Source organism: Mesorhizobium sp. U510 (assembly GCF_059180695.1).
The window spans coordinates 1265611-1287232 of sequence record NZ_CP180532.1 but is presented as its reverse complement, the minus strand read 5'-3'; the positions used below and the strand labels follow the sequence as shown (position 1 = coordinate 1287232).

At 63.8% G+C, this 21622-nt stretch carries 24 protein-coding genes; 13 read left to right on the top strand and 11 right to left on the bottom strand.

Annotated elements, in window-relative coordinates:
* Positions 1–6: 6 nt before the first annotated feature.
* From hisF to hisB, 6 genes are read right to left on the bottom strand one after another with little or no spacing between them, the layout of a single operon-like run.
* On the bottom strand, positions 7–801 hold the full coding sequence (gene hisF / locus ACLGL5_RS08320) for an imidazole glycerol phosphate synthase subunit HisF (protein WP_064985396.1): 795 nt from the start codon (positions 799–801) through the stop codon (positions 7–9).
* Positions 798–1634 (bottom strand): arginase family protein, encoded by an 837-nt coding sequence (locus ACLGL5_RS08315; RefSeq protein WP_069090762.1) that lies wholly within the window; start codon positions 1632–1634, stop codon positions 798–800. The genes hisF and ACLGL5_RS08315 overlap by 4 nt, the downstream gene beginning before the upstream one ends.
* Complete coding sequence (gene hisA / locus ACLGL5_RS08310) at positions 1631–2380, bottom strand: 1-(5-phosphoribosyl)-5-[(5-phosphoribosylamino)methylideneamino]imidazole-4-carboxamide isomerase (protein ID WP_019862618.1); 750 nt, start codon at positions 2378–2380, stop codon at positions 1631–1633. The genes ACLGL5_RS08315 and hisA overlap by 4 nt, the downstream gene beginning before the upstream one ends.
* Positions 2381–2407: 27 nt before the next feature.
* On the bottom strand, positions 2408–3058 hold the full coding sequence (hisH, locus tag ACLGL5_RS08305) for an imidazole glycerol phosphate synthase subunit HisH (RefSeq protein WP_069090761.1): 651 nt from the start codon (positions 3056–3058) through the stop codon (positions 2408–2410).
* Position 3059: 1 nt separating this feature from the next.
* Positions 3060–3536, bottom strand: coding sequence for a DUF2628 domain-containing protein (locus tag ACLGL5_RS08300; protein ID WP_069090760.1), 477 nt, complete (start codon positions 3534–3536; stop codon positions 3060–3062).
* Between the two features lie 3 nt (positions 3537–3539).
* Complete coding sequence (hisB, locus tag ACLGL5_RS08295; RefSeq protein WP_010912875.1) at positions 3540–4139, bottom strand: imidazoleglycerol-phosphate dehydratase HisB; 600 nt, start codon at positions 4137–4139, stop codon at positions 3540–3542.
* A 237-nt stretch (positions 4140–4376) separates the two neighbouring features.
* Here hisB and hslV point away from each other — a divergent pair, with 237 nt between their 5' ends.
* The 5 genes from hslV to ACLGL5_RS08270 all read left to right on the top strand — a co-directional run bounded on the left by hslV (position 4377) and on the right by ACLGL5_RS08270 (position 8499).
* Positions 4377–4928 (top strand): ATP-dependent protease subunit HslV, encoded by a 552-nt coding sequence (gene hslV, locus ACLGL5_RS08290; protein ID WP_019862614.1) that lies wholly within the window; start codon positions 4377–4379, stop codon positions 4926–4928.
* Positions 4918–5439, top strand: a complete 522-nt coding sequence (locus tag ACLGL5_RS08285; RefSeq protein ID WP_019862613.1) for a GNAT family N-acetyltransferase — start codon at positions 4918–4920, stop codon at positions 5437–5439. Before hslV ends, ACLGL5_RS08285 begins: the two co-directional genes overlap by 11 nt.
* A 4-nt stretch (positions 5440–5443) precedes the next feature.
* Complete coding sequence (locus ACLGL5_RS08280; RefSeq protein ID WP_069090759.1) at positions 5444–6043, top strand: DUF2585 domain-containing protein; 600 nt, start codon at positions 5444–5446, stop codon at positions 6041–6043.
* Between the two features lie 2 nt (positions 6044–6045).
* Positions 6046–7356, top strand: coding sequence for an ATP-dependent protease ATPase subunit HslU (gene hslU / locus ACLGL5_RS08275; RefSeq protein ID WP_027047638.1), 1311 nt, complete (start codon positions 6046–6048; stop codon positions 7354–7356).
* Positions 7357–7524: 168 nt separating this feature from the next.
* Positions 7525–8499: a DUF1402 family protein gene (locus ACLGL5_RS08270; RefSeq protein WP_069090758.1), complete on the top strand. Its 975-nt coding sequence runs from the start codon at positions 7525–7527 to the stop codon at positions 8497–8499.
* Positions 8500–8505: 6 nt separating this feature from the next.
* Here the strand turns inward: ACLGL5_RS08270 and ACLGL5_RS08265 are convergent, their stop codons facing one another.
* The 3 genes from ACLGL5_RS08265 to ACLGL5_RS08255 are packed head-to-tail and all read right to left on the bottom strand — an operon-like array spanning position 8506 to position 11185.
* Entirely contained in the window at positions 8506–9735 is a 1230-nt protein-coding gene (locus ACLGL5_RS08265) for an NAD(P)/FAD-dependent oxidoreductase (protein WP_083246516.1), read from the bottom strand.
* A 5-nt stretch (positions 9736–9740) separates the two neighbouring features.
* On the bottom strand, positions 9741–10055 hold the full coding sequence (locus tag ACLGL5_RS08260) for a Rieske (2Fe-2S) protein (protein ID WP_019862608.1): 315 nt from the start codon (positions 10053–10055) through the stop codon (positions 9741–9743).
* Between the two features lie 38 nt (positions 10056–10093).
* Positions 10094–11185, bottom strand: a complete 1092-nt coding sequence (locus tag ACLGL5_RS08255; protein WP_027047636.1) for a fatty acid desaturase family protein — start codon at positions 11183–11185, stop codon at positions 10094–10096.
* A gap of 165 nt (positions 11186–11350) precedes the next feature.
* On the opposite strand from ACLGL5_RS08255, the gene ACLGL5_RS08250 reads away from it, so the two are divergent.
* The 7 genes from ACLGL5_RS08250 (at position 11351) to ACLGL5_RS08220 (ending at position 19005) form a co-directional block, all read left to right on the top strand.
* Complete coding sequence (locus tag ACLGL5_RS08250) at positions 11351–12382, top strand: LacI family DNA-binding transcriptional regulator (protein WP_069090756.1); 1032 nt, start codon at positions 11351–11353, stop codon at positions 12380–12382.
* Between the two features lie 315 nt (positions 12383–12697).
* Positions 12698–13639 carry a sugar ABC transporter substrate-binding protein gene (locus ACLGL5_RS08245; RefSeq protein ID WP_019862604.1) on the top strand — a complete coding sequence of 314 codons (942 nt, stop codon included), beginning with the start codon at positions 12698–12700 and terminating at the stop codon, positions 13637–13639.
* 106 nt (positions 13640–13745) lie between these two features.
* Positions 13746–14822 carry an ABC transporter permease gene (locus ACLGL5_RS08240; protein ID WP_019862603.1) on the top strand — a complete coding sequence of 359 codons (1077 nt, stop codon included), beginning with the start codon at positions 13746–13748 and terminating at the stop codon, positions 14820–14822.
* 2 nt (positions 14823–14824) lie between these two features.
* Positions 14825–15592 (top strand): ATP-binding cassette domain-containing protein, encoded by a 768-nt coding sequence (locus tag ACLGL5_RS08235; RefSeq protein ID WP_010912863.1) that lies wholly within the window; start codon positions 14825–14827, stop codon positions 15590–15592.
* A gap of 121 nt (positions 15593–15713) precedes the next feature.
* Positions 15714–16715, top strand: a complete 1002-nt coding sequence (gene iolG, locus ACLGL5_RS08230) for an inositol 2-dehydrogenase (RefSeq protein WP_038651424.1) — start codon at positions 15714–15716, stop codon at positions 16713–16715.
* Positions 16716–16790: 75 nt separating this feature from the next.
* Positions 16791–17585: an SDR family oxidoreductase gene (locus ACLGL5_RS08225; RefSeq protein WP_069090755.1), complete on the top strand. Its 795-nt coding sequence runs from the start codon at positions 16791–16793 to the stop codon at positions 17583–17585.
* Between the two features lie 328 nt (positions 17586–17913).
* Complete coding sequence (locus ACLGL5_RS08220) at positions 17914–19005, top strand: 3-deoxy-7-phosphoheptulonate synthase (protein WP_069090754.1); 1092 nt, start codon at positions 17914–17916, stop codon at positions 19003–19005.
* A gap of 32 nt (positions 19006–19037) precedes the next feature.
* On the opposite strand, the gene ACLGL5_RS08215 is transcribed toward ACLGL5_RS08220, so the two are convergent.
* The gene (locus ACLGL5_RS08215) at positions 19038–19673 is read right to left on the bottom strand and encodes a LysE family translocator (RefSeq protein WP_064985172.1); all 636 of its coding nucleotides are present in this window, start codon (positions 19671–19673) and stop codon (positions 19038–19040) included.
* A gap of 129 nt (positions 19674–19802) precedes the next feature.
* Here ACLGL5_RS08215 and ACLGL5_RS08210 point away from each other — a divergent pair, with 129 nt between their 5' ends.
* Complete coding sequence (locus tag ACLGL5_RS08210) at positions 19803–20498, top strand: helix-turn-helix transcriptional regulator (protein WP_027047635.1); 696 nt, start codon at positions 19803–19805, stop codon at positions 20496–20498.
* A gap of 11 nt (positions 20499–20509) precedes the next feature.
* Here ACLGL5_RS08210 and ACLGL5_RS08205 read toward each other — a convergent pair whose 3' ends face one another.
* A complete protein-coding gene (locus tag ACLGL5_RS08205) occupies positions 20510–21619 on the bottom strand; it encodes a Gfo/Idh/MocA family protein (RefSeq protein WP_069090753.1) in 1110 nt (369 codons plus the stop codon).
* Positions 21620–21622: the final 3 nt, after the last annotated feature.

Here is a 21622-nt window from a genome sequence, read left to right as displayed (position 1 = left end):
CAGCCTCTAGGGCCGATCACCCGAGGAGTCCAGCCGCATCGGCAGGCCCGCGGCGGCCATATGCGCCTTGGCCTGGGCGATTGTATAGGTGCCGAAATGGAAGATGGACGCCGCAAGCACCGCGCCGGCATGGCCGTCGCGAATGCCTTCGACTAGGTGATCCAGCGTGCCGACGCCGCCCGAAGCGATGACCGGCGCGCGCACCGCATCAGCGATCGCACGCGTCAGCGCGATGTCGTAGCCGGCCTTGGTGCCGTCGCGGTCCATCGAGGTCAGCAGGATCTCGCCGGCGCCGCGATCGACCATTTGACGCGCGAATTCGACCGCGTCGATGCCGGTCTTCTCGCGCCCACCATGGGTGAAGATCTCCCAGCGGTCGGCCTCGCCGGCGCCGGAGACCTTCTTGGCGTCGATGGCGACGACGATGCACTGGTTACCGAACTTGTCGGCGGCTTCGGCGACGAAATCCGGGTTCTTCACCGCCGCCGTGTTGATCGACACCTTGTCGGCGCCGGCCAGAAGCAGCTTCCTGATATCGGCGACCTGGCGCACGCCGCCGCCGACGGTCAGCGGCATGAAGCACTGTTCGGCGGTGCGGGCGATGACATCGAAAATGGTTTCACGGTTGTCGGACGAGGCGGTAATGTCGAGAAAGCAGAGCTCGTCGGCACCAGCGGCATCATAAGCCTTGGCCGCCTCGACCGGGTCGCCGGCGTCGATGAGGTCGACGAAGTTGACGCCCTTGACGACACGGCCGTCCTTGACGTCGAGGCACGGGATGACACGGGCTTTCAGCATCAGCGGCCCTCTATCGTGGCGATGAGATCGTTTAGCAGCTCGCCGACCAGCGGCGGGACGTCGCCCTGCGCGTCGAAGGCCGGATCGTAGGCGGAAACGGTGATGCCGACGACCGGCACCCCCAGCGCCATGGCGCAGGCCGCGTCGCGCAACTGTTCCGGGCTGGGCCCGCCTGACGTGACGTATCGATTGGCCTGCAGTTCCTTGGGGTCGTGCACGTCGAGATCGAGATGCATGTGCACGCTTTTGGCGCCTGCGGCCTTCAGCTTCGCAGTTGCTGGTCCAATGCCTGGACATTCGGTGCGGATGACCGGCAAGGTCTTGAGCAGTTCTTCCTCGGCCGGATCGAGATCGCGGGCGTTGACAAGCACACAGCGTGACGGATCGATCGGCTTGAAACCTGGAATGGCCGCTGCCATCGGACGCCAGCACAGGCCAAGCACGGTCGCCAGCGCCATGCCGTCGAGAAAGCCGTATACCGAGGTCTCGGGCGTGTTGAGATCGCCATGCTGGTCGGCCCAGATGATCGCATCGGCACCCTCGCCGGCGACCGCGCCGGCCGATGTCAGGCAGTTTCCGGCCAGCACGATGGGGAACCGCCCCCTGTCGATGGCAATGCGGACCTCGCCCGAGACGGCATTGCAGACGGCGAAACCGGTGGCGATCTCGCGTTCCTGGTCGTCACCGACCCTGCCGATATCCGCGACCGCGACCTCGTGGCCGGCAATGGTCAGGGCGTCGACCAGACCGCCTGCAATCAGCGCATCCGGGCCCTGTCCCATGCCGCCGTGATAGTGGCCGCTGTCATAGGAGGCGAGGATGATGGTGATCTTCACGATTTCGCCTCCGCCGCCGGCCGGCCCTGCAGGATCGCCAGCGCCTCGGCGGGATCGATGCGGCCGTCATAGAGCGCGCGACCGGAGATGGCACCTTCAAGCTTCTTTGCATCGGGCATCGTCATGCGCACGATGTCGGCGATCGAGGCGAGGCCGCCAGAAGCGATGACCGGGATCGATACGGCCTCGGCGAGGTCGATGGTGGCGTCCCAGTTGATGCCGGTCAGCACGCCGTCGCGATCGATGTCGGTGTAGATGATGGCGGCGACGCCGGCACCCTCGAATTTCCTCGCCAGTTCAATGACGCCGAGGCTCGACGCCTCGGCCCAACCCTCGACCGCGACCTTGCCGCCCTTGGCGTCGATGCCGACGGCCACCTTGCCCGGGAAAGCCTTGCAGGCCTGCCTGACCAGGTCGGGATCGCGCACCGCCACCGTGCCGAGGATGACGCGGGCCAGCCCCCGGTCGAGCCAGTCCTCGATCTGCGCAAGCGTGCGGATGCCGCCGCCGAGCTGCACCGGGTTCCTCGTCGCCTTGAGGATGGCGCCGACCGCCGCGCTGTTGACGCTCTGGCCCTTGAAGGCGCCGTTGAGGTCGACGACGTGCAGCCATTCGAAGCCCTGGTCCTCAAAGGCTTTTGCCTGCGCGGCCGGATCATCATTGTAGATGGTCGCGGTCGCCATGTCGCCGTGCTTCAGGCGCACGCACTGGCCGTCCTTGAGGTCGATGGCGGGAAACAGGATCACGATTCAGGCGCCCTTCTTGCTCATGCACTAGGGCCTCCAGCGCAGGAAATTGGTGATCAGCGCCAGCCCCAGCGCCTGGCTCTTTTCGGGATGGAACTGCGTGCCGACGAGATTGTCGCGGGCGACGGCCGCCGTCACCGGACCACCATAGTCGGCGACGGCCAGAACCTCGGCCGGCTTTTTCGCGTCGAGATGGTAGGAATGGACGAAATAGGCGTGCAGCCCCCCCGGTCCGGTCGGAATGCCGACAAACAGCGGGTGTTGGCGTCTGAGCTCGATCGTGTTCCAGCCGATCTGCGGGATTTTCAGAGCCGGATCGGCGGGCGTGATCTCCTTGACGTCGCCCGAGATCCAGCCAAAGCCATGGGTGACGGTCTTTTCCAGGCCGCGCTCAGACATCAGCTGCATGCCGACGCAGATGCCGAGGAAGGGCCGGCCCTTGGCGATGGCGACGTCTTCGACCGCGTCCCACATGCCGTCGACCGCGCGCAGACCGGCCGCGCAGTCGGCATAGGCGCCGACGCCAGGCAGGACGATGCGGTCGGCGCTGCGCACCCGGTCGGCATCGGCCGTCAGGTCGATTTCGGCCGATATGCCGGCTTCGCGCGCGGCGCGCTCGAAAGCCTTGGTGGCCGAGCGCAGATTGCCCGAGCCGTAGTCGATGATTGCTACCCGCATGTCAGGGCCGTCCCGGTATGTGGGTCAGGCCCAGCGCCATGCCCGGCTGTGCCGGGCGCGCCAGGGCGGCATCCGGAACGATGCGCGGCGCGGGAGTGGTGTTGTCCCCATGCGCCTCGACCTCCAGCGCATAGCGAATGTCGGCATCGTCGAGCCGGCCGGCCTGAACCACGCCCCATTCATGCCAGCCGCGCCGGCGCAGGGCCGCGATGCGCAACCCCTGCCCTTCCAGGCCGATATAGAACGAAACCAGGAGCGACAGCAGTGAACTTGCCAATCCGAGGCCAAGGTTTTCCCCAGTCATCGAAAGCAGGCCCATGACGACGAAGGCAAGTCCGGCCTCGATCCACAGCCGGTGCCAGGCGAGCCAAAGCGGCGGCACCAGCAGGCCGAGCCAGGTGAAGCCGTCGCGGATAAAGGCCGTTGCGTCGACCTTCTCGCTGCGGCCGGGCGGTTCCATCACGACATAGGTGGCCATGGCCTATCCCTTCAACGATCCCTTGGTGGAGGGAACCGCGTCCGGCTGGCGCGGGTCGGGCTCGAGTGCGGCACGCAGCGCGCGCGCCACCGCCTTGAAACAGGTCTCGGCGATGTGGTGGTTGTTGGCGCCATAATGGTTGGTGACATGCAGCGTGATGCCGGCATTTTGCGCCAGCGCCTGGAAGAATTCGCGCACCAGCTCGGTGTCGAAGGTGCCGATCTTGGGCGACGAGAAAGACACGTTCCAGACCAGGAACGGCCGGCCCGACACGTCGATCGCCGCGCGCGTCAGCGTCTCGTCCATGGCAAGGTCGATCGAGGCATAGCGCATGATGCCGCGCCGTTCGCCCAGCGCCTTGGTCAGCGCCTGGCCGAGCGCGATGCCGGTGTCCTCGACCGTGTGGTGGTCGTCTATGTGCAGGTCTCCCTTGGCCCTCACCGTCATGTCGATCAGCGAATGGCGCGACAGCTGGTCGAGCATATGGTCGAAGAAGCCGACGCCCGTGGCGATATCGGATTTGCCTGAGCCGTCGACATGGACCGACACCGAGATGTCGGTTTCCTTGGTCTTGCGGCTGGCTTCGGCGGAACGGGGCGCCATGACCTTGTCCTTGTCTCAGGGTTTCAAAGCTCCGCAGACGAGCTTCGAACATTCACCGGCTTGAAAACGAAAGCCTTCTATCAGCATGATCCGGCGATTGCCAGTTGCCTCGGACAGAGGTATCGGCCTTGCCGGAGTGGCGATTTGCAATCATGGGTCCCGTGCATACATATGGCCGATAAAATCACTCGTACCGCGCCAATCGCCTTTTGGGATCGCGCGAATCGGAGCCAATAAATGTCTGATAATCTGACCATGCACGCCACGACCATCGTGACGGTGCGCAAGGGCAACAAGGTGGTGATCGCCGGCGACGGCCAGGTCAGCCTTGGCCAGACCATCATGAAGGGCAATGCCCGCAAGGTCCGCCGCATCGGCAAGGGCGGCAATGTGATCGCCGGTTTCGCCGGCGCCACCGCGGACGCCTTCACACTGCTGGAACGGCTGGAAGCCAAGCTCGAACAATATCCCGACCAGCTGACGCGCGCCTGCGTCGAGCTCGCCAAGGACTGGCGCACCGATCGCTATCTGCGCCGGCTGGAGGCGATGATGCTGGTGGCCGACAAGTCGGTCTCGCTGGCGCTGACCGGCACCGGCGACGTGCTCGAACCCGAACATGGCGTCATGGCCATCGGTTCAGGCGGCAACTATGCGCTGGCCGCGGCGCGGGCGCTGATGGACACCGACAAGGATGCCGAGGAGATCGCCCGCAAGGCGATGCAGATCGCCTCCGACATCTGCGTCTACACCAACAACAATTTCGTCGTCGAAACGCTCGATGCCGCCTGAGAAGGGTGTGCTCTACGATTTTCGGCCGGTTACCGAAAAGGACCTGCCGATGATCGCCGGCTGGCTCGCCGAGCCGCATGTTGCCCAGTGGTGGAACGATCCGGAGACGGAGATCGCCGAGATTCGCGATCATATCGACTCGATTTCGGTCGAGCCGCTGATCGTGGAACTCGACGGCAAGCCGATCGCCTATCTGCAGAGCTACGACCCGCATCTGGAAGACGACCATCCCTATGCCGACCAGCCGTTCGGCACGCTCGGCATCGATTTGTCGATCGGGCCGCCGGAGCTGGTCGGCATCGGCCATGGCTCGGCGATCGTACGCCAGTTCGTCGAAGATCTGTTCGAGGAAGGTGTGCCCCGCGTCATCATTGATCCCAACCCCGCCAACATCCGGGCCATCCGCGCCTATGAAAAAGCCGGATTCCGGGCCATAGACCGCAGGCAATCGGTCTATGGCGACGTCGTGCTGATGGCGATCGATGCCGACGATGAACAAATGGGGGAATAACCAGATGAGCAAGCCGGCCGCGGATGATGGCTATTCGGCCTATGAAGACAGCTGGCGAATGGGTCTTCTGCTCGTCCTTGGCCTGCTCATCTTCCAGGCCGGGGCTCTCTATGGCATGGGCCGGACGCCGATCTGCACCTGCGGCTACGTGAAACTCTGGCATGGCGTGGTGAACAGTTCGGAGAATTCCCAGCACATTTCCGACTGGTACACCTTCTCGCACATCATCCACGGCTTCCTGTTCTATGCCTTGGCGAGGTTCCTGTTTCCGCGTTCGCCGATCGGCTTGCGGCTGGCCTTCGCCGTCCTCATCGAGGGCGGCTGGGAATTGCTGGAGAACAGCCCGTTCATCATCGACCGCTACCGCGCCGGCACCATCTCGCTCGATTATTATGGCGACAGCATCATCAATTCGGTGTCCGACACACTGGCCATGGTGCTGGGATTTGTGATGGCGCGAAGGCTACCTATATGGGTGATCGTCAGCCTCGCCATCCTCTTCGAACTCGGTACCGGCTATCTCATCCGGGACAATCTGACACTCAACGTGATCATGCTGCTGCATCCGTTCGAGGCCATCAAGCAGTGGCAAAGTGGAATTTAGCTATGACGACATTTTCTCCCCGCGAAATCGTTTCGGAACTCGACCGCTTCATCATCGGCCAGAAGGACGCCAAACGCGCCGTAGCCATCGCCCTGCGCAACCGCTGGCGCCGCCAGCAGCTGGAAGGCCAGATGCGCGAAGAGGTGATGCCGAAGAACATCCTGATGATCGGCCCGACCGGCGTCGGCAAGACCGAAATCTCGCGCCGCCTGGCGCGGCTGGCCGGCGCGCCTTTCGTCAAGGTCGAGGCCACCAAATTCACCGAGGTCGGCTATGTCGGCCGTGACGTCGAGCAGATCATCCGCGATCTCGTCGAGATCGCCATCGGGCTCGTCCGCGAAAAGATGCGCGAGGACGTCAAGGCGCGCGCCCACATCAATGCCGAGGAACGTGTCCTGGAAGCGCTGGTCGGCAAGACCGCCAGCCCGGCGACGCGCGACTCTTTCCGCAAGAAGCTGCGCGACGGCGAGCTCGACGACAAGGAAATCGAGATCGAAGTGGCCGACACCGGCAATGGCGGCATGCCGGGCTTCGAGATCCCCGGAATGCCGGGCGCCAATATCGGCGTGCTCAACATCAACGACATGCTGTCGAAGGCGATGGGCGGCAAGAAGACCAAGCTGCGCAAGACGACGGTGAAGGAGTCCTACGATCTGCTGGTCAGCGACGAGTCCGACAAGCTGCTCGACCAGGACGAGGTGGTGCGCCGGGCGCTCGATGCCGCGGAAAATGACGGCATCGTCTTCCTCGACGAGATCGACAAGATCGCCGCCAGATCCGACATTTCCGGCGGCCCTTCGCGCGAAGGCGTGCAGCGCGACCTGCTGCCGCTGGTCGAAGGCACCACGGTGGCGACCAAATACGGGCCGTTGAAGACGGATCACATCCTGTTCATCGCCTCGGGCGCGTTCCACGTGTCGAAGCCGTCCGATCTGTTGCCCGAATTGCAGGGCCGCCTGCCGATTCGCGTCGAACTGCGGGCCTTGGAGAAGCAAGATTTCGTCCGCATCCTGACCGAGACGGAAGCGAGCCTGATCAAGCAATATATCGCGCTGATGAAGACCGAGGGTGTCGACCTGACCTTCACCGACGACGCCATCGATTCGCTGGCCGGCATTGCCGTCGACCTCAATGACAGCGTCGAGAATATCGGCGCCAGGCGGCTGCAGACGGTGATGGAGCGGGTGCTGGACGAAATCTCCTACGACGCGCCCGACCGCAACGGCACATCGGTCACCATCGACGCCGCCTATGTGGAAAAGCATGTGGGCGACCTGTCGCGAAACACAGATTTGTCGCGATTCATCCTTTAAAGCACGGCGCCGGCTGGTCCGGCGCCGGTTCAGGCAACCCGGCAGAACAATCATGTGTGGCCAGATGGTACCATCTGGTCACCTTTCGTCTTGCCGGGTGAAGGGGCGCTCTCGACTCGAACGGGAGCACTACCCTAGTTTGCCCGCAAGATTGCAGGCGGCGGACGCATGAAAAAACTCATCCCAATCATTCTCAGGCCAGTCATTCTCGGCTTGACGCTGGCGGCGACGCTGTTCGCGGCTGAGGCGGCGACATTGGTGCCGGCGGGAAACCGCAATGCCGAGCAGCCCGATATCCCCGGCGCGTCGAGCCGGCGCACGCAGGCGACCAACACCACCTTCCAGGCGAAATACCGCAAGGTCTATGCCTTGCTGCAGAACGACCCCGACCTGCGCGGCAAGATCAAGAAGGCCGCTGCCGCCTATGGCATCGATCCGATGCATATCGTCGGCGCCATCGTCGGCGAGCACACCTACAATGTCGACGCCTATGACCGGCTGCAGACCTATTACGTCAAGGCGATCTCCTACCTCTCCAGCAAGCTCTCCTTCGCCTATGATGGCGAGGACATCACCGATTTCGTGCAGCGGCCGGAATTCAAGAAATGCGCCGGGATGTCGGACAGCTACGACCTCTGGGAATGTCGTGAACAGGTCTGGAACCATACGTTTCGCGGCAAGAACGTCGGCGGCGAGGACTTTCCCGATGACCGCTTCGGCGCCACCTTCTTCCAGCCCTATTATGCCGGCCAGACTTTTGGGCTCGGTCAGCTCAACCCGCTGACCGCGCTGCAGATGAGCGATCTCGTGCACAAGGTGTCGGGCCTGCCGAAGCTCGATGTCGGTGACCCCAATTCGGTCTACAAGACCATCATGGATCCCGATCTGACACTGCCTTATGTCGCCGCGACGATCAGGAAATCGGTCGATGCCTACAAGAGCATTGCCGGCTTCGACATTTCGGGCAATCCCGGGCTGACCGCGACTCTCTACAATGTCGGCAATCCGGAGCAGCGCGCCGATGCGCTGAAGGCGGAAAACGACAGGCGTCGCGCCGCAGGCGAGCCGGAAAAACTGCCGGAGGAGAATTATTACGGCTGGCTGGTCAACGACAAGCTGCCGGAGCTGAAGGCGCTTTTTTAGACCGGTTCACGCCGCCAGCAACGACTTCAGCTTGACGGCCTGCGATCCCAGCGCCTCCGGTGCCGGCTTGGCCCGCTTGCCGATCAGCATTTCGGCCAGCCGGATGTCGCGGGCGACCGCATTGCCGGGGCCGATGCCGCTGGCCGCCACCAGTCTGCCGTCTTCGGCGAGATGGAAAAGTATGAAGGCGCCGTCACCGAGATCGCGGCGCACCGTGTTTCGGCCTTCGTCCGAAAGTCCGGCTATCTGCAGTGACAGGCCATACTGATCCGACCAGAACCACGGCACCGCCGCATGCGCCTCGCCGGCACCGAGCATGTTCTTTGCCGCCAGTGCGCCTTGTTCCTGGGCGTTGCGCCAGGCCTCCAGCCGCACGCGGCGGCCGCCATAGACGGCAAGCGGGAACGAACAGCAGTCGCCGGCGGCAAAGATGTCGGGATCGCTGCTGCGCAGCTCGGCATCGACAGCGATGCCATTGTCTATCGTCAGGCCGGCCTCGGCTGCGAGCCCGGTCACCGGCACGGCGCCGATGCCGATAATGGCGAGGTCGGCTGATATCTCGCGCCCGCCGGCGAGTGTCAGGTACACTTGCCTGCCGTCGTCGGCGATGGAGGCAATACCTTGACCACACACGATGTCGACGCCTTCGGCGACATGGGCCTGATGGATGATTTCGGCGATCTCGGCCGGCACGCCGCGCATCAGGATGCGCGGCTGCGCCTCGATGACCGTGACCGCAGCACCGAGCTTGCGGGCCGCGGCGGCGAGTTCGAGGCCGATGAAGCCACCGCCGATGACGGCAATGCGGTTGCCGGCACGGAGATGGCCGCGAATGGCCAGCGCATCGGCGAAGGTCCTGAGATACACGCAGCGCGCGCCAAGGCCGGGCATCGGCAGCTTGCGTGGGGTCGAGCCGGTGGTCAGCAGGAGCTTGTCGTAAGGCAGGACCGAACCATCCGACAGGCGCACCCTATGTGCGGCGCGATCGATCGCCACGGCCTGGACGGAATGGATATGGCGGATCGACTTCTCGGCCAGCACCGCGTCGCTGGCGATCGCCTTGATTTCCGGCGCGTCGCTGGCCATCGCCTCCTTGGAGAGCGGCGGCCGTTCGTAGGGAAGATGCGGCTCGTCGCCGACCAGCGTCACCGGCCCATCATAGCCGAGATCGCGCAGCGCAAGTGCTGCCCGCCCGCCGCATTCGCCGGCGCCGATGATGACCATGCCCCGCGCCATCTCCGTCACCCGATCTGAACGAGGACTTTGCCGGCGTCGACCTTGACCGGATAGGTTTTCAGATTGACGCAGACCGGGGCGCCACGGGCCGCGCCCGTCTTGTAGTTGAAGCGGCCATTGTGCTTGGGGCATTCGATGATGTCGTCCATCACCAGACCGTCGGCGAGATGCACCTTTTCATGCGTGCAAAGCCCATCGGTGGCGAAATAGTCATCGTCGGGACTGCGATAGATGGCGAAGGTGCGGCCGCCATGATCGAAGCGCATCACGTCCTCTTCATCGATGTCACCGGCGGCACACGCCTCGACCCAGTCGCTCATTCAGTCCTCCCCTGGAAGATCGGATAGCCAGCGCGCGATCATTCCGCAGCGGCGGCGACGACATCGTTGTGGAATTCCTCGCGGTATGGCCTGGCGGTCGGCGGCAGTTCGCGCTTGAGGAAATAATCCTCGTTGCGCAGCTGACGCAGGAAGACCGGGACCATCTCGCGATAGCCGGCCAGGATCGACGGCGTCGGCGCCGGCAGATCATGCTTGATCAGTTCATGCAGCCTAGGCAGCGCATGATAGGGCACCATCGGGAACATGTGATGCTCCACATGGTAGTTCATGTTCCAGTAGATGAAGCGGCTGATCGGGTTCATGTAGACGGTGCGGCTGTTCAGCCGATGGTCGATGACATTGTCGGCGAGGCCGCCATGCTGCAGCAGGCCGACCATGACGTGATGCCAGGCGCCATAGAGCCTGGGCAGGCCGACCAGCATCAAGGGCAGGAACGAGCCGGAATAGAGCGCCAGCGCGATGGTTGCGGCATAGATCGCCGTCCAGATGCGGGCAATGCGGATCGCCTTGCCCTGCTCCTGCTCGGGAACGAAGGTCTTTTCGGCGGCGCTGATGTTGCCGGCAGCGTTGCGCAGCATGTCCGACATCGCATGCCAGGCGTCAAGCACGCCGACAAAGCCGAGCAGCGCGCGCACCAGGTCCGGCGGCCGCATGACCGAGATTTCCGGGTCACGGCCGACCATGATGGTGTCGGTGTGATGGCGCGTGTGGCTCCAGCGCCAGGTCACCGGATTGCGCATGATCATGAAGCAGGCGATCTGATAGACCGCATCGTTCATCCACTGCGTCCGGAACGCCGTACCGTGCCCGCATTCATGCCAGCGTGAATCCGTCGATGAGCCGTAGAGGACGCCGTAGACGAAGAAGAACGGCACGCACCACCAGCTGCCCCAGAACCAGGCGCCACCGGCGCCGCTGGCGATGAGCGCGGCCAGCCAGATCGCGGTGTCGCGGATCGCCGGCCCGTCGGAGCGCTGCATCAGCTCCTTCATCTGCTTGCGGGACACGTCGGTGTGATACCACTCGGCCGCCGACAGGCCGGTTTCCACGGCAAGTTTGGCGTCGCGGCCGATCAGGCTGTAGTCCCGCCGGGACGGCGCAGTGATCATGATTGCCTCCTCGGCAGGCACTCGCCCAGGCGAATGCCGGTTGCCCATATGGCTTCTAGCGTGAAAGTACCGCTTGCCCATGATAGACTCAATATCACAAAGATAGTTTCTATCATTTCCTATCAGAATGATGTATCGTGCCCGGCAACGCAACCGAGGGCGACCATGGCGAAACGGCCGACCATATCCGATCTGGCACGCATCTCCGGCGTAAGCGTTGCCACGGTGGACCGCGTGCTCAACAATCGCCTGCCGGTGCGCGAGGAGACCGCGCGGCGCGTCTATGAGACCGCGACCGAGATCGGCTATCACGCGGCCGGCCTGATCAAGCAACGGATGCGCCATGAACTGCCGGAGTACCGGCTCGGCTTCCTGCTTTTGCGAGGCAACGATGTCTTCTACGGCGATTTCGCGGCGGAGCTCGAACTGGCGGTGTCGCAATCGCAGCGGTTCCGTGGCGCCGCAACCATCGACTTCGCCAGTTCCCTGGTCCCCGACGAGATCGCCGCCCAGATGCGCAAGCTGGCGGCAAAATCGAGGGCCATCGCCGTTGTCGGCCCGGACCATCCGACCCTGACGGCGGCGGTCGAGGTGTTGAAGGCGAGAGGGCAACCGGTCTTCTCGCTGCTGTCCGATTTTGCCGCCGGTATCCGCGAGGGCTATGTCGGCCTCGATAACCGCAAGGTCGGTCGTACCGCGGCCTGGATGATCGCCAGGGCGGCGCGGCAGCCCGGCAAGGTCGCCCTCTTCGTCGGCAGCCATCGCTTCCATGGCCACGAGTTGCGCGAGATCGGCTTCCGCTCTTTCTTTCGCGAGCATGCACCCGACTTCAGCGTGCTGGAAACGGTGGTCAATTTGGAAGCAAACCAGGTGACCCACGATGCGATGATCGATCTTCTGGCGCGCTATCCGGATCTTGCCGGCTGCTACGTCGCGGGCGGCGGCATGGAAGGCGCGGTATCGGCGCTGCGGGCAGCAAGGCCGGTGCATATGCCGGTGGTCGTCTGCAACGAGATCAACGCCGAGTCGCGCGCGGCACTCGCCGACAACATCCTCACCATGGTGATCTCCACGCCGCTCGCCGCGCTCTGCCGCGAACTGGTCGATCGCATGGTGCATGCCATCGAAACCGGCGCGGCCAATGCGCCTGGCCAGACCTTCCTGCCCTTCGACATCTATCTGCCGGAAAATATCTGACCTTTGCCGGGCGGGAGCAGCCGCCGGAAATGATAGAATCCATCAGGACGATCCGAAAATCCGGCGGCAGGCCGCGGAATCGCCCTTGACGTTCCGCTGGAATGGAATAAATATTTCACCCACTGTACATTTTGGTTCTTTCGTTCCGGAACGTCTGTTTCAAACAGAGGGTTTGGCATTCCAGCTCAAGCAGGGGCCAGCCCAAGTAGGGGATGCCACACGGAGCGAAGCGATATCAGGGAGAGATTCCCCGGGGAGATCGGGGATTCCGGATAGATCGGTGCAACCGGACACCAAAAGTGGAGGAGAGATACAATGAAGAAACTGCTTTTGGGCGTCGCCTTCGCGGCGCTGATAAGTTCATCGGCTTTTGCCGCCAAGATCGGCGTATCGATGGCCAAGTTCGATGACAACTTCCTCACCGTGCTGCGCAACGGCATGATCGCCCAGGCCAAGGGCATGAGCGGCGTCGAACTGCAGGTCGAAGACGCACAGAACGACGTTGCCAAACAGCTCGACCAGATCAAGAACTTCGCCGCTTCGGGCGTCGACGCCATCATCGTCAACCCGGTCGACACCTCGGCCACGCAGGCGATGTCCGACGCTGCCGCCGCCGCCAAGATCCCGCTGGTCTATGTCAACCGCGAGCCGGTCAACGTGAACTCGCTGCCCGACAATCAGGCCTTCGTCGCCTCGAACGAAGCCGATTCCGGCACGCTCGAGACCAAGGAAGTCTGCCGCCTGTTCAAGGAAGCCGGCAAGAAGGAAGCCAATGTCTATGTGATCATGGGCGAGCTTTCCAACCAGGCCGCCGTGCAGCGCACCAAGGACATTGAAGAGGTGATCGCCACGCCGGACTGCAGCTTCATCAAGATCATCGACAAGCAGACCTCGAACTGGAACCGCGACGAGGCGCAGAACCTGATGACCAACTGGCTGTCGACCGGCAAGAAGTTCGACGGCGTCATCGCCAACAATGACGAAAGCGCCATCGGCGCCATCCAGGCGATGAAGGCCGCCAACATCGACATGAAGTCGGTTGTCGTCGGCGGCGTCGACGCCACGCAGGACGCGCTTGCCGCCATGCAGGCCGGCGACCTCGATGCAACCGTGTTCCAGGACGCCGCCGGCCAGGGCGCAGGCGCGCTGGATGCGGCGCTGAAACTGTCCAAGGGCGAGAAGGTCGAGCACAAGGTCTACGTGCCGTTCCAGCTTGTCACCCCGGCAAACATCGACAAGTTCCTGAAGAAGAACTGAGCCGCGGACATAGGAGCGGCGCGCGTGCAGAAGGCAGCGCCGCTCCCCTTTCCCTCGGCGCCTGACGGCGCTCGAGGCGCGACCGCGGCTGACGGAGGATAGAAGATTGGCACAGACATCTCATGGCGTCGGAGGGCTTACCTACGATGCGAAGAAGCGCGCCTGGCCGGCCGAATTCAACGTTTTCCTGGCGCTTGTCATTCTCGTCGTCATCTTCGAACTGATCGGCCGCATCTTTCTCGGCGACAGTTTCCTGTTCAACACCCGCAGCGACGTCTCGGGGATCTTCAATGAGGCCCGCCTGCAGATCATCATCCTGCAGGTGTCGATCGTCGGCATCATCGCCATCGGCGTGACGCAGGTGATCATTTGCGGCGGCATCGACCTGTCTTCGGGTTCGATCGTCGGGGCCACCGCCATGATCGCGATGAGTTTCGCCCAGGTGGCGACCGTAAACGGCAACCCGAACCCGAAGGCAATGTTCCTGGCGCAAGGCTGGACCGACCTGCCCGTCATCGTGCCGCTGCTGGTGGCGATCGGCTGCGGGCTGCTCGCCGGCCTCGTCAACGGCTCCTTGATCGCCTACACGCGCATTCCTCCCTTCATCGCCACGCTCGGCATGATGGTGACCGCGCGCGGCATCGCCAAATGGTGGTCGAAGGGCCAGCCCATCTCGTTTCCCACCGACAGTTTCGCGGCGATCGGCAAGGGCCTGATGCCCGTCATCATCTTCCTGTCGCTGGCCGTGCTGTTCCAGCTCATCATGAGCTACACACGCTACGGCAAGCACTGTTACGCGATCGGCTCCAATGAGGACGCCGCGCGCATGTCCGGCATCAAGATCGCCAACCACAAGATCCTGGTCTACGTCATCGCCGGCATCCTCGCCTCGCTCGCCGCGGTGGTGCTCTCCTCCAAGAACCTCACCGCCCAGGCCGGCATGGGGGTGATGTACGAACTCGACGCCATCGCCATGGCGGTCATCGGCGGCGTCTCGCTGTCGGGCGGCCGCGGCTCGATCATCGGCACGGTGATCGGCTCGCTGATCTTCGGCGTCATCATCTCCGGCTTCACCTTCCTGCGCCTCGACGCCTACTACCAGGAGATGGTGAAGGGCGTGATCATCGTCGGCGCGGTCGTTCTCGACCAGTGGCGCCAACGCCTGCGGGCATTGAGGGCTTGACCATGTCAGACATCGTCCTGAAGACCGAAAACCTGACCAAGCGCTATGGCGGCGTGCACGCGCTGGAAGGCGCCAATTTCGAGCTGCGCAAGGGCGAGCATGTCGCCATCATGGGCGACAATGGCGCCGGCAAATCGACCTTCGTGCGCCAGATCACCGCTGTCGAGCAGCGCACCAGCGGCCAGATCTGGTTCGACGGCAAGGAAGTGAATTTTGCAGGGCCGATCGAGGCCCGCACCGCGGGCATCGAGACAGTGTTCCAGAACCTGGCGCTGGCAGACGATCTCGACGTGCCGTCGAACCTGTTCCTCGGCCGCGAAAAGGTGCTGTTCAATCTGGGGCCCTTCTCAATCCTCGACCGCAAATACATGCGCAAGGCAACCGAGGCGGCGCTGGTGCGCACGGCGGTGAAGATCCCCAATCTCTCCAACACCATCCGCCACATGTCGGGCGGCCAGCGGCAGTGCGTGGCGATCGCACGGACCGCGACCTTCGCCTCCAAGCTGATCATCATGGACGAGCCGACAGCCGCACTCGGCGTGCAGGAGACGGCGCAGGTCGAAAACATCATCCGCACGCTGAAGGACAATGGCGAGCCGCTGATCCTGATCAGCCACAATATGCGCCAGGTATTCGACCTGTGTGACCGCATCGTGGTGTTCCGGCGCGGCCGCATCGTCGCCAATCTGCGCAAGGAGAATACCGACGGCCAGGACATCGTCTCCTACATCACCGGCGCCAAGACCGGGGAGGCGGAACTCGCGGCTTGAGGCTAGGCGATCGCCCGCTTCCGGGACGATCTGCCGCGCCAACAAAATACCCCAGGCACCTTTCCCTAACAGGAAGGTGCGGACACAACGCTCTCGAACCCATCCCTCAAAGGAAACATCCATGACTGTTCGTTTCGCCCTCCTCGGTGCCGGCCGCATCGGCAAGGTCCACGCCCGCGCTGTCGGCTCCAACCCGCAGGCCAAACTGGTGGCGGTGGCCGACGCCTTCGAGAAGGCGGCGACCGAACTGGCAACGGCCTATGGCGCCGAAGTGCGCACCATCGACGCCATCGAAAAGTCCAAGGACATTGACGCCGTCGTCATCTGCACGCCGACCGACACCCATGCCGATCTGATCGAGCGTTTTGCCAAGGCCGGCAAGGCGATCTTCTGCGAGAAGCCGATCGACCTGAACGTCAAGCGCGTCGAAAAATGCCTGGCCGTGGTCGAGAAGGCCAAGGCGACGCTGATGGTCGGCTTCAACCGCCGCTTCGACCCGCATTTCGCGGCCGTGCGCAAGGCAATCGACGACGGCGCCATCGGCACGGTCGAGATGGTCACCATCACCTCGCGCGATCCCGGCGCGCCGCCGATCGACTACATCAAGCGCTCGGGTGGCATTTTCCGCGACATGACCATCCATGATTTCGACATGGCGCGCTTCCTGCTCGGCGAAGAGCCCGTTGCCGTGAGCGCCCACGCCTCGGTGCTGGTCGACAAGAAGATCGGCGAGGCCGGCGATTTCGACAGCGTCAGCGTCATCCTTGAGACGGCTTCCGGCAAGCAGGCCGTCATCTCCAATTCGCGCCGCGCCACCTATGGCTACGACCAGCGCATCGAGGTGCATGGTTCGAAAGGCATGATCGCGGCCGAGAACCAGCGGCCGGTGTCGATCGAACTGGCCAACGAGAAGGGCTATACGCGCCCACCGCTGCACGATTTCTTCATGACCCGCTATCTCGACGCCTACGCCATCGAGATCGCCTCGTTCATCGCCGCCGCGACATCAGGCAAGAAGGCGGCGCCGAGCGGCGCCGACGGCCTCGTGGCGCTGAAGCTGGCCGATGCGGCGCTGAAGTCGGCGACGACGGGCAAGACCGTCCGTCTCGACACGGTGCGTTGATATTCGGGTGAGGCCGGCCTGACCCGAATCTAAACACACCTTGAGTTGTTTGGAACCTAACAAAGGAGTAGGGCGATGAGCGCATCCGCCGATCGTAATTCACAGACACGCGCCATCGTCACCGGCGGCGCGCAAGGCATCGGCTTTGCGGTCGCCGAGGCGCTGGCCGACGAGGGCTGCCGGGCATTGGCACTCATCGGCCGCTCGCAGGAGAAGGGCGACAAGGCGGTCGCCCATTTCAAAAAGGCCGGCGTCGACGCGATCTTCATCAGCGCCGACGTCTCGAAGGTGGCGGATTGCAAGCGCGCGGTGGCGGCCGCGCTCGCGCATTTCGGCACGCTGAACGCGCTGGTCAACGCCGCCGCCACCTCGGCGCGCGGCTCGCTGGTCGAAACCTCGGAAGAGCTTTTCGACCAGATCTTCGCCACCAATGTGCGCGGACCCTTCTTCTTGATGCAGGGGCTGGTCGCCCATCTCCTGGAGCGCAAGGCGCCGGGCTCGATCGTCAACGTGCTGTCGATGTCGGCGCATTGCGGCCAGTCGTTCCTGACGCCCTATTCGACCAGCAAGGGCGCGCTGATGACGCTGACCAAGAACGTCGCCAACGCCTATCGCTTCAACCGCATCCGCTGCAACGCGGTGCTGCCTGGATGGATGGATACCGAGGGCGAGGACATCGTGCAGAAGAAATGGCACGACGCCCCGGACGACTGGCTGGCGAAAGCCGAAGCCGCGCAGCCGATGGGCCAATTGGTCAAGCCGGACCAGCTGGCCCGGCTGATCAGCTACATGGTCAGCCCGCAATCGGGGGTGATGACGGGGTCGCTGGTTGACTACGACCAGAGCGTTGCCGGGTCGTCGCCGGAGTAGCAGCGAGCCCTGCGCAAACGCTCCTCACTTCGTCATCCACGGGCGGAGCAAGGAGCGAAGCGACGCCGCGCAGCCTGAGGATGACGAAATCGCGAGGGTACGGCTCATCCCTGATTGACTGTCGTCGAGGGGACGTGACAAACGCCTCGGCTTCGACTATATGAGCCGCATGATCCACCTGTCCGCCACCTATTGGTACTTTAGCAGCTCGCTGGCGGCGGGAGGATTGCGCTCGATCTGAAGATTGCAGCAACAAGATCCGAACAGCCGCCAGACCTGGCGGCTTTTTTGTTTCAGCCGGCAGGTCTCCTAACAGGAGCAGAAAGCCGTGTTGACCACCACAGACGACCTTCGGGTCAAGGAAATCCGAGAACTGAGCACGCCGGACCAGGTGATGCGGGAGATCCCGCGCACGCTGACGGCGACGCGCACCGTGAGCGCCTCACGCAATGCCATCCACGCCATATTGAACGGCACCGACGACCGGCTGCTTGTCGTCGTCGGACCTTGTTCGATCCATGATCCGGTCGCGGCCGTTGACTATGCCAGCCGTCTGGCGGCGCTGCGCGAGACCCTGTCCGACCGGCTCGAGATCGTGATGCGGGTGTATTTCGAGAAGCCGCGCACCACGGTCGGCTGGAAGGGCCTGATCAACGACCCCGACCTCGACGGCAGCTTCAACATCGACAAGGGGCTCAGGATGGCGCGCAATGTGCTGTCGGCGGTCAACAATCTCGGCCTGCCGGCGGCGACCGAATTCCTCGACATGACCACGCCACAATACATTGCCGACCTCGTCGCCTGGGGCGCCATCGGCGCGCGCACCACCGAGAGCCAGATCCACCGCGAGCTGGCCTCGGGCCTGTCCTGCCCGGTCGGCTTCAAGAACGGCACCGACGGCAATCTCAGGATCGCCGGCGAGGCGGTGAAATCGGCCACCCAGCCGCATCATTTCATGGCGGTGACCAAGGGGGGACGCAGCGGCATTGCCACCACCACGGGCAATGAAGACTGCCACGTCATCCTGCGCGGCGGCGTCCAGCCGAACTATGACGCGGCAAGCGTCGAGGCGGCCTCGCTCGAACTCGCCCGCCTCGGTGTCGCGCCGCGGCTGATGATCGATGCCAGCCACGCCAACTCGACCAAGAAGCCGGAGAACCAGCCCAAGGTGGCGGCCGATGTGGCCGGCCAGGTGGCGGCGGGCGACGAGCGCATCATCGGCCTGATGATCGAGAGCAATCTCGTCGCCGGCCGGCAGGACGTGGTGCCCGGCAAGCCGCTCGTATATGGCCAGAGCATCACGGATGGCTGTATCGACTGGGCGACCACCGAGACCGTGCTGCACGGCCTTGCCGGCGCCGTCGAATGGCGCCGGTCGGCACGCCGCGCCATGCTGGAAAGCCGGCAAGGCGCTGCCTGACAGGACGGCAATGTGGGAAGGGCGGCGCTGGATTACGCCGTCCTCAGCCCTTCCCAGGCGGTGAACACCGAGACCGCAAAGAGCAACAGCCCGGCCGCGCGGCCGGCAAGGATGGTCGCCCGCGGATTGGCGATCAGAAGCTTGCGGCTGCGGCCGGCGGTGATTGCAAGCCCGCCATAGATCGCGGCCTGGGTGATCACCGTCATCAGACCCATGACAGTCGCCTGCACCCAGATCGGGCCGTAGTCCGGCTTCAGGAACTGCGGATAGACGGCAAGCACGAACAGATAGGCCTTCGGATTGATCAGGCAGGTCACCAGCCCCTGGCGAAACGCCTTCCATGCGGAGCGGCTGCCGACAGGCCCGTCCTGACCGACGGTGATGGAGCTGCGCATCAGCGTGATGCCGATGAAGGCCATGTAGGCGGCGCCGGCGATCAGCAGGGGCTTGAACAGGATCGGCACGAAATGCATCAGCAGGCCGACGCCGATCGCCCCGTTCAGCGTGTGCACCATGCCGCCGACCATGATGCCGCCGGTCGCGGCCAGACCCCTGTCGCGGCCGCCGGTCAGCGCATTGGCCAGCACGAACAGCATGTCCATGCCCGGAACGGCGATGATGCCGAACAGCAGGATAAAGAAAAGCCAGAGATTTTCCGCGTAGCCCATGTCAGTTGCCTGTCGCCTCGTTCCACCAAGCCGCAGCGGAACCTGTTGATTTTCAATTCGATAGGCAGTCCTATAGGTCGACCCAACTGACAAGGGTGTGTCAGTTGCGGTCGGAGCCGGGTGAGGAATATGCGCAAGGCGTCACGCCTGTTCGAGATCATCCAGATCCTGCGGCTGGCGCGGCAGCCGGTGACGGCCGCCATGATCGCCGAACGGCTGGAAGTGACGATCCGTTCGATCTATCGCGACATCGCCGCACTTCAGGCGATGCGCGTGCCGATCGAGGGTGGGCGCGGCATCGGTTATATCTTGCGCCCCGGTTTCGACCTGCCGCCGCTGATGTTTTCGATCGAGGAGATGGAGGCGATCGTGCTGTCGCTGGCGCTGCTGGAGCGCACGGGCGACGACGAACTCAAGCAGGCGGCCAAGCGCGTCAGCAGCAAGATCGCCGGCGCGGTGCCGCCGCCGCTGCGCCAGACATTCGACGCCAATGCCCTGCATGCCTGGGGCTTTGCCGCCCCCTCGGCCGGCACGATCGACCTGGCGCTGGTGCGCCGCGCCGTCCGCGACGAGGAGAAGCTCGACCTCTCCTATCGCGACGAAGCAGGCCGGACCACGCAACGCATCATCCGGCCGATCGCGCTGATCTACTACGCCGAGTCCGCCAACATCGTCGCCTGGTGCGAACTGCGGCACGCGATCCGCAATTTCCGCAGCGACCGCATCGAGGACTGCCAGCCGACCGGGCTGCACTTCAAGGGCGAAGGCGACCGCCTGCGCCAAATCTGGGTCGACGGCTGGGAAACCCCGGCCCCCGGCGGCTAGACGAGCAGGTATTACCGCACATCCACCCAGCGCTTTTCCTCGAAGGAGCGAGCCATGGCGTGCACGGTGCGCTCGATCTCCAGACCTTGCGCGAATTCGATGAGGCGCGCCGGTCTGCCGGCGAGCCGCGTCAGCAATTCGTGGCACTCGATGATCTTGAGGTCGTTGAAGCCCAGGCCATGGCCGGGCGCCGGCAGGAAGGCGTCGTAGGGCTTGTGGTGCGGCGCCACCAGGATGGTGCGGTAGCCCTGCTCGGTCGGGCGATCAGCGGTGAGATAGAGCTGCAATTCGTTCATCCGCTCCTGATCGAACAGGATCGAGCCCTTGGAGCCGAAGATCTGGATGGCGATGCGGCCTTTGCGGCCCCAGGCCGAGCGGTTGACCTGGAGCGTGCCGGCAATGCCGTTTTCCAGATGCATCAAGATGCTGGCGATGTCGTAGGTCTCGACCGCGCGGCGGCCGCCCGCCGCCAGCTTGCGGTCGGCATAGGGCTTGGCCATATCGCAGATGACGCTGGCGACGCGGCCGAACAGGACCGAGACCAGCGACAGCGGATGCACGGCGAAGTCGTCGAGCGCGCCGTAGCCGGAGGCGGCTTCGTGCTTCCAGAAGAACAGCGCCTCGGGATCGGCCATGAAATCTTCGTCCATCTCGATGCGCAGATGATTGACCTCGCCGATGATCTTCTCGTCGAGCAGCGCGCCGATGTGACGGATGGCCGGGCTCTGGATGTAATTGTAGCCAAGGGCAGCGACCTTGCCGGATTTCTTCGCTGCTGCCGCCATCGCCTCGGCTTCGGCAAAGCTCGGCGCCATCGGCTTTTCGCACCACAGATGCTTGCCGGCCTGGAGGATGGCGATGGCCATTTCCGGATGGAACTGGTTGGGCGTGGTCAGCGAGACGATATCGACTTCCGGATCGTTGACGACGGCGCGCCAGTCGCCTGAGGCCTTGGCAAAGCCAAACTCCCCGGCCTTGCGCCGGGCAAGCTCCTCATTGACCTCGCCGAGATGGACGAGCCTGGGCTTGGCCACGTCGGGAAAGACGGCGCCGACGGCACTCCACGCAATGGCGTGGCACTTGCCCATGAAACCCGTGCCGATAAGACCGACGCCGACCATTTT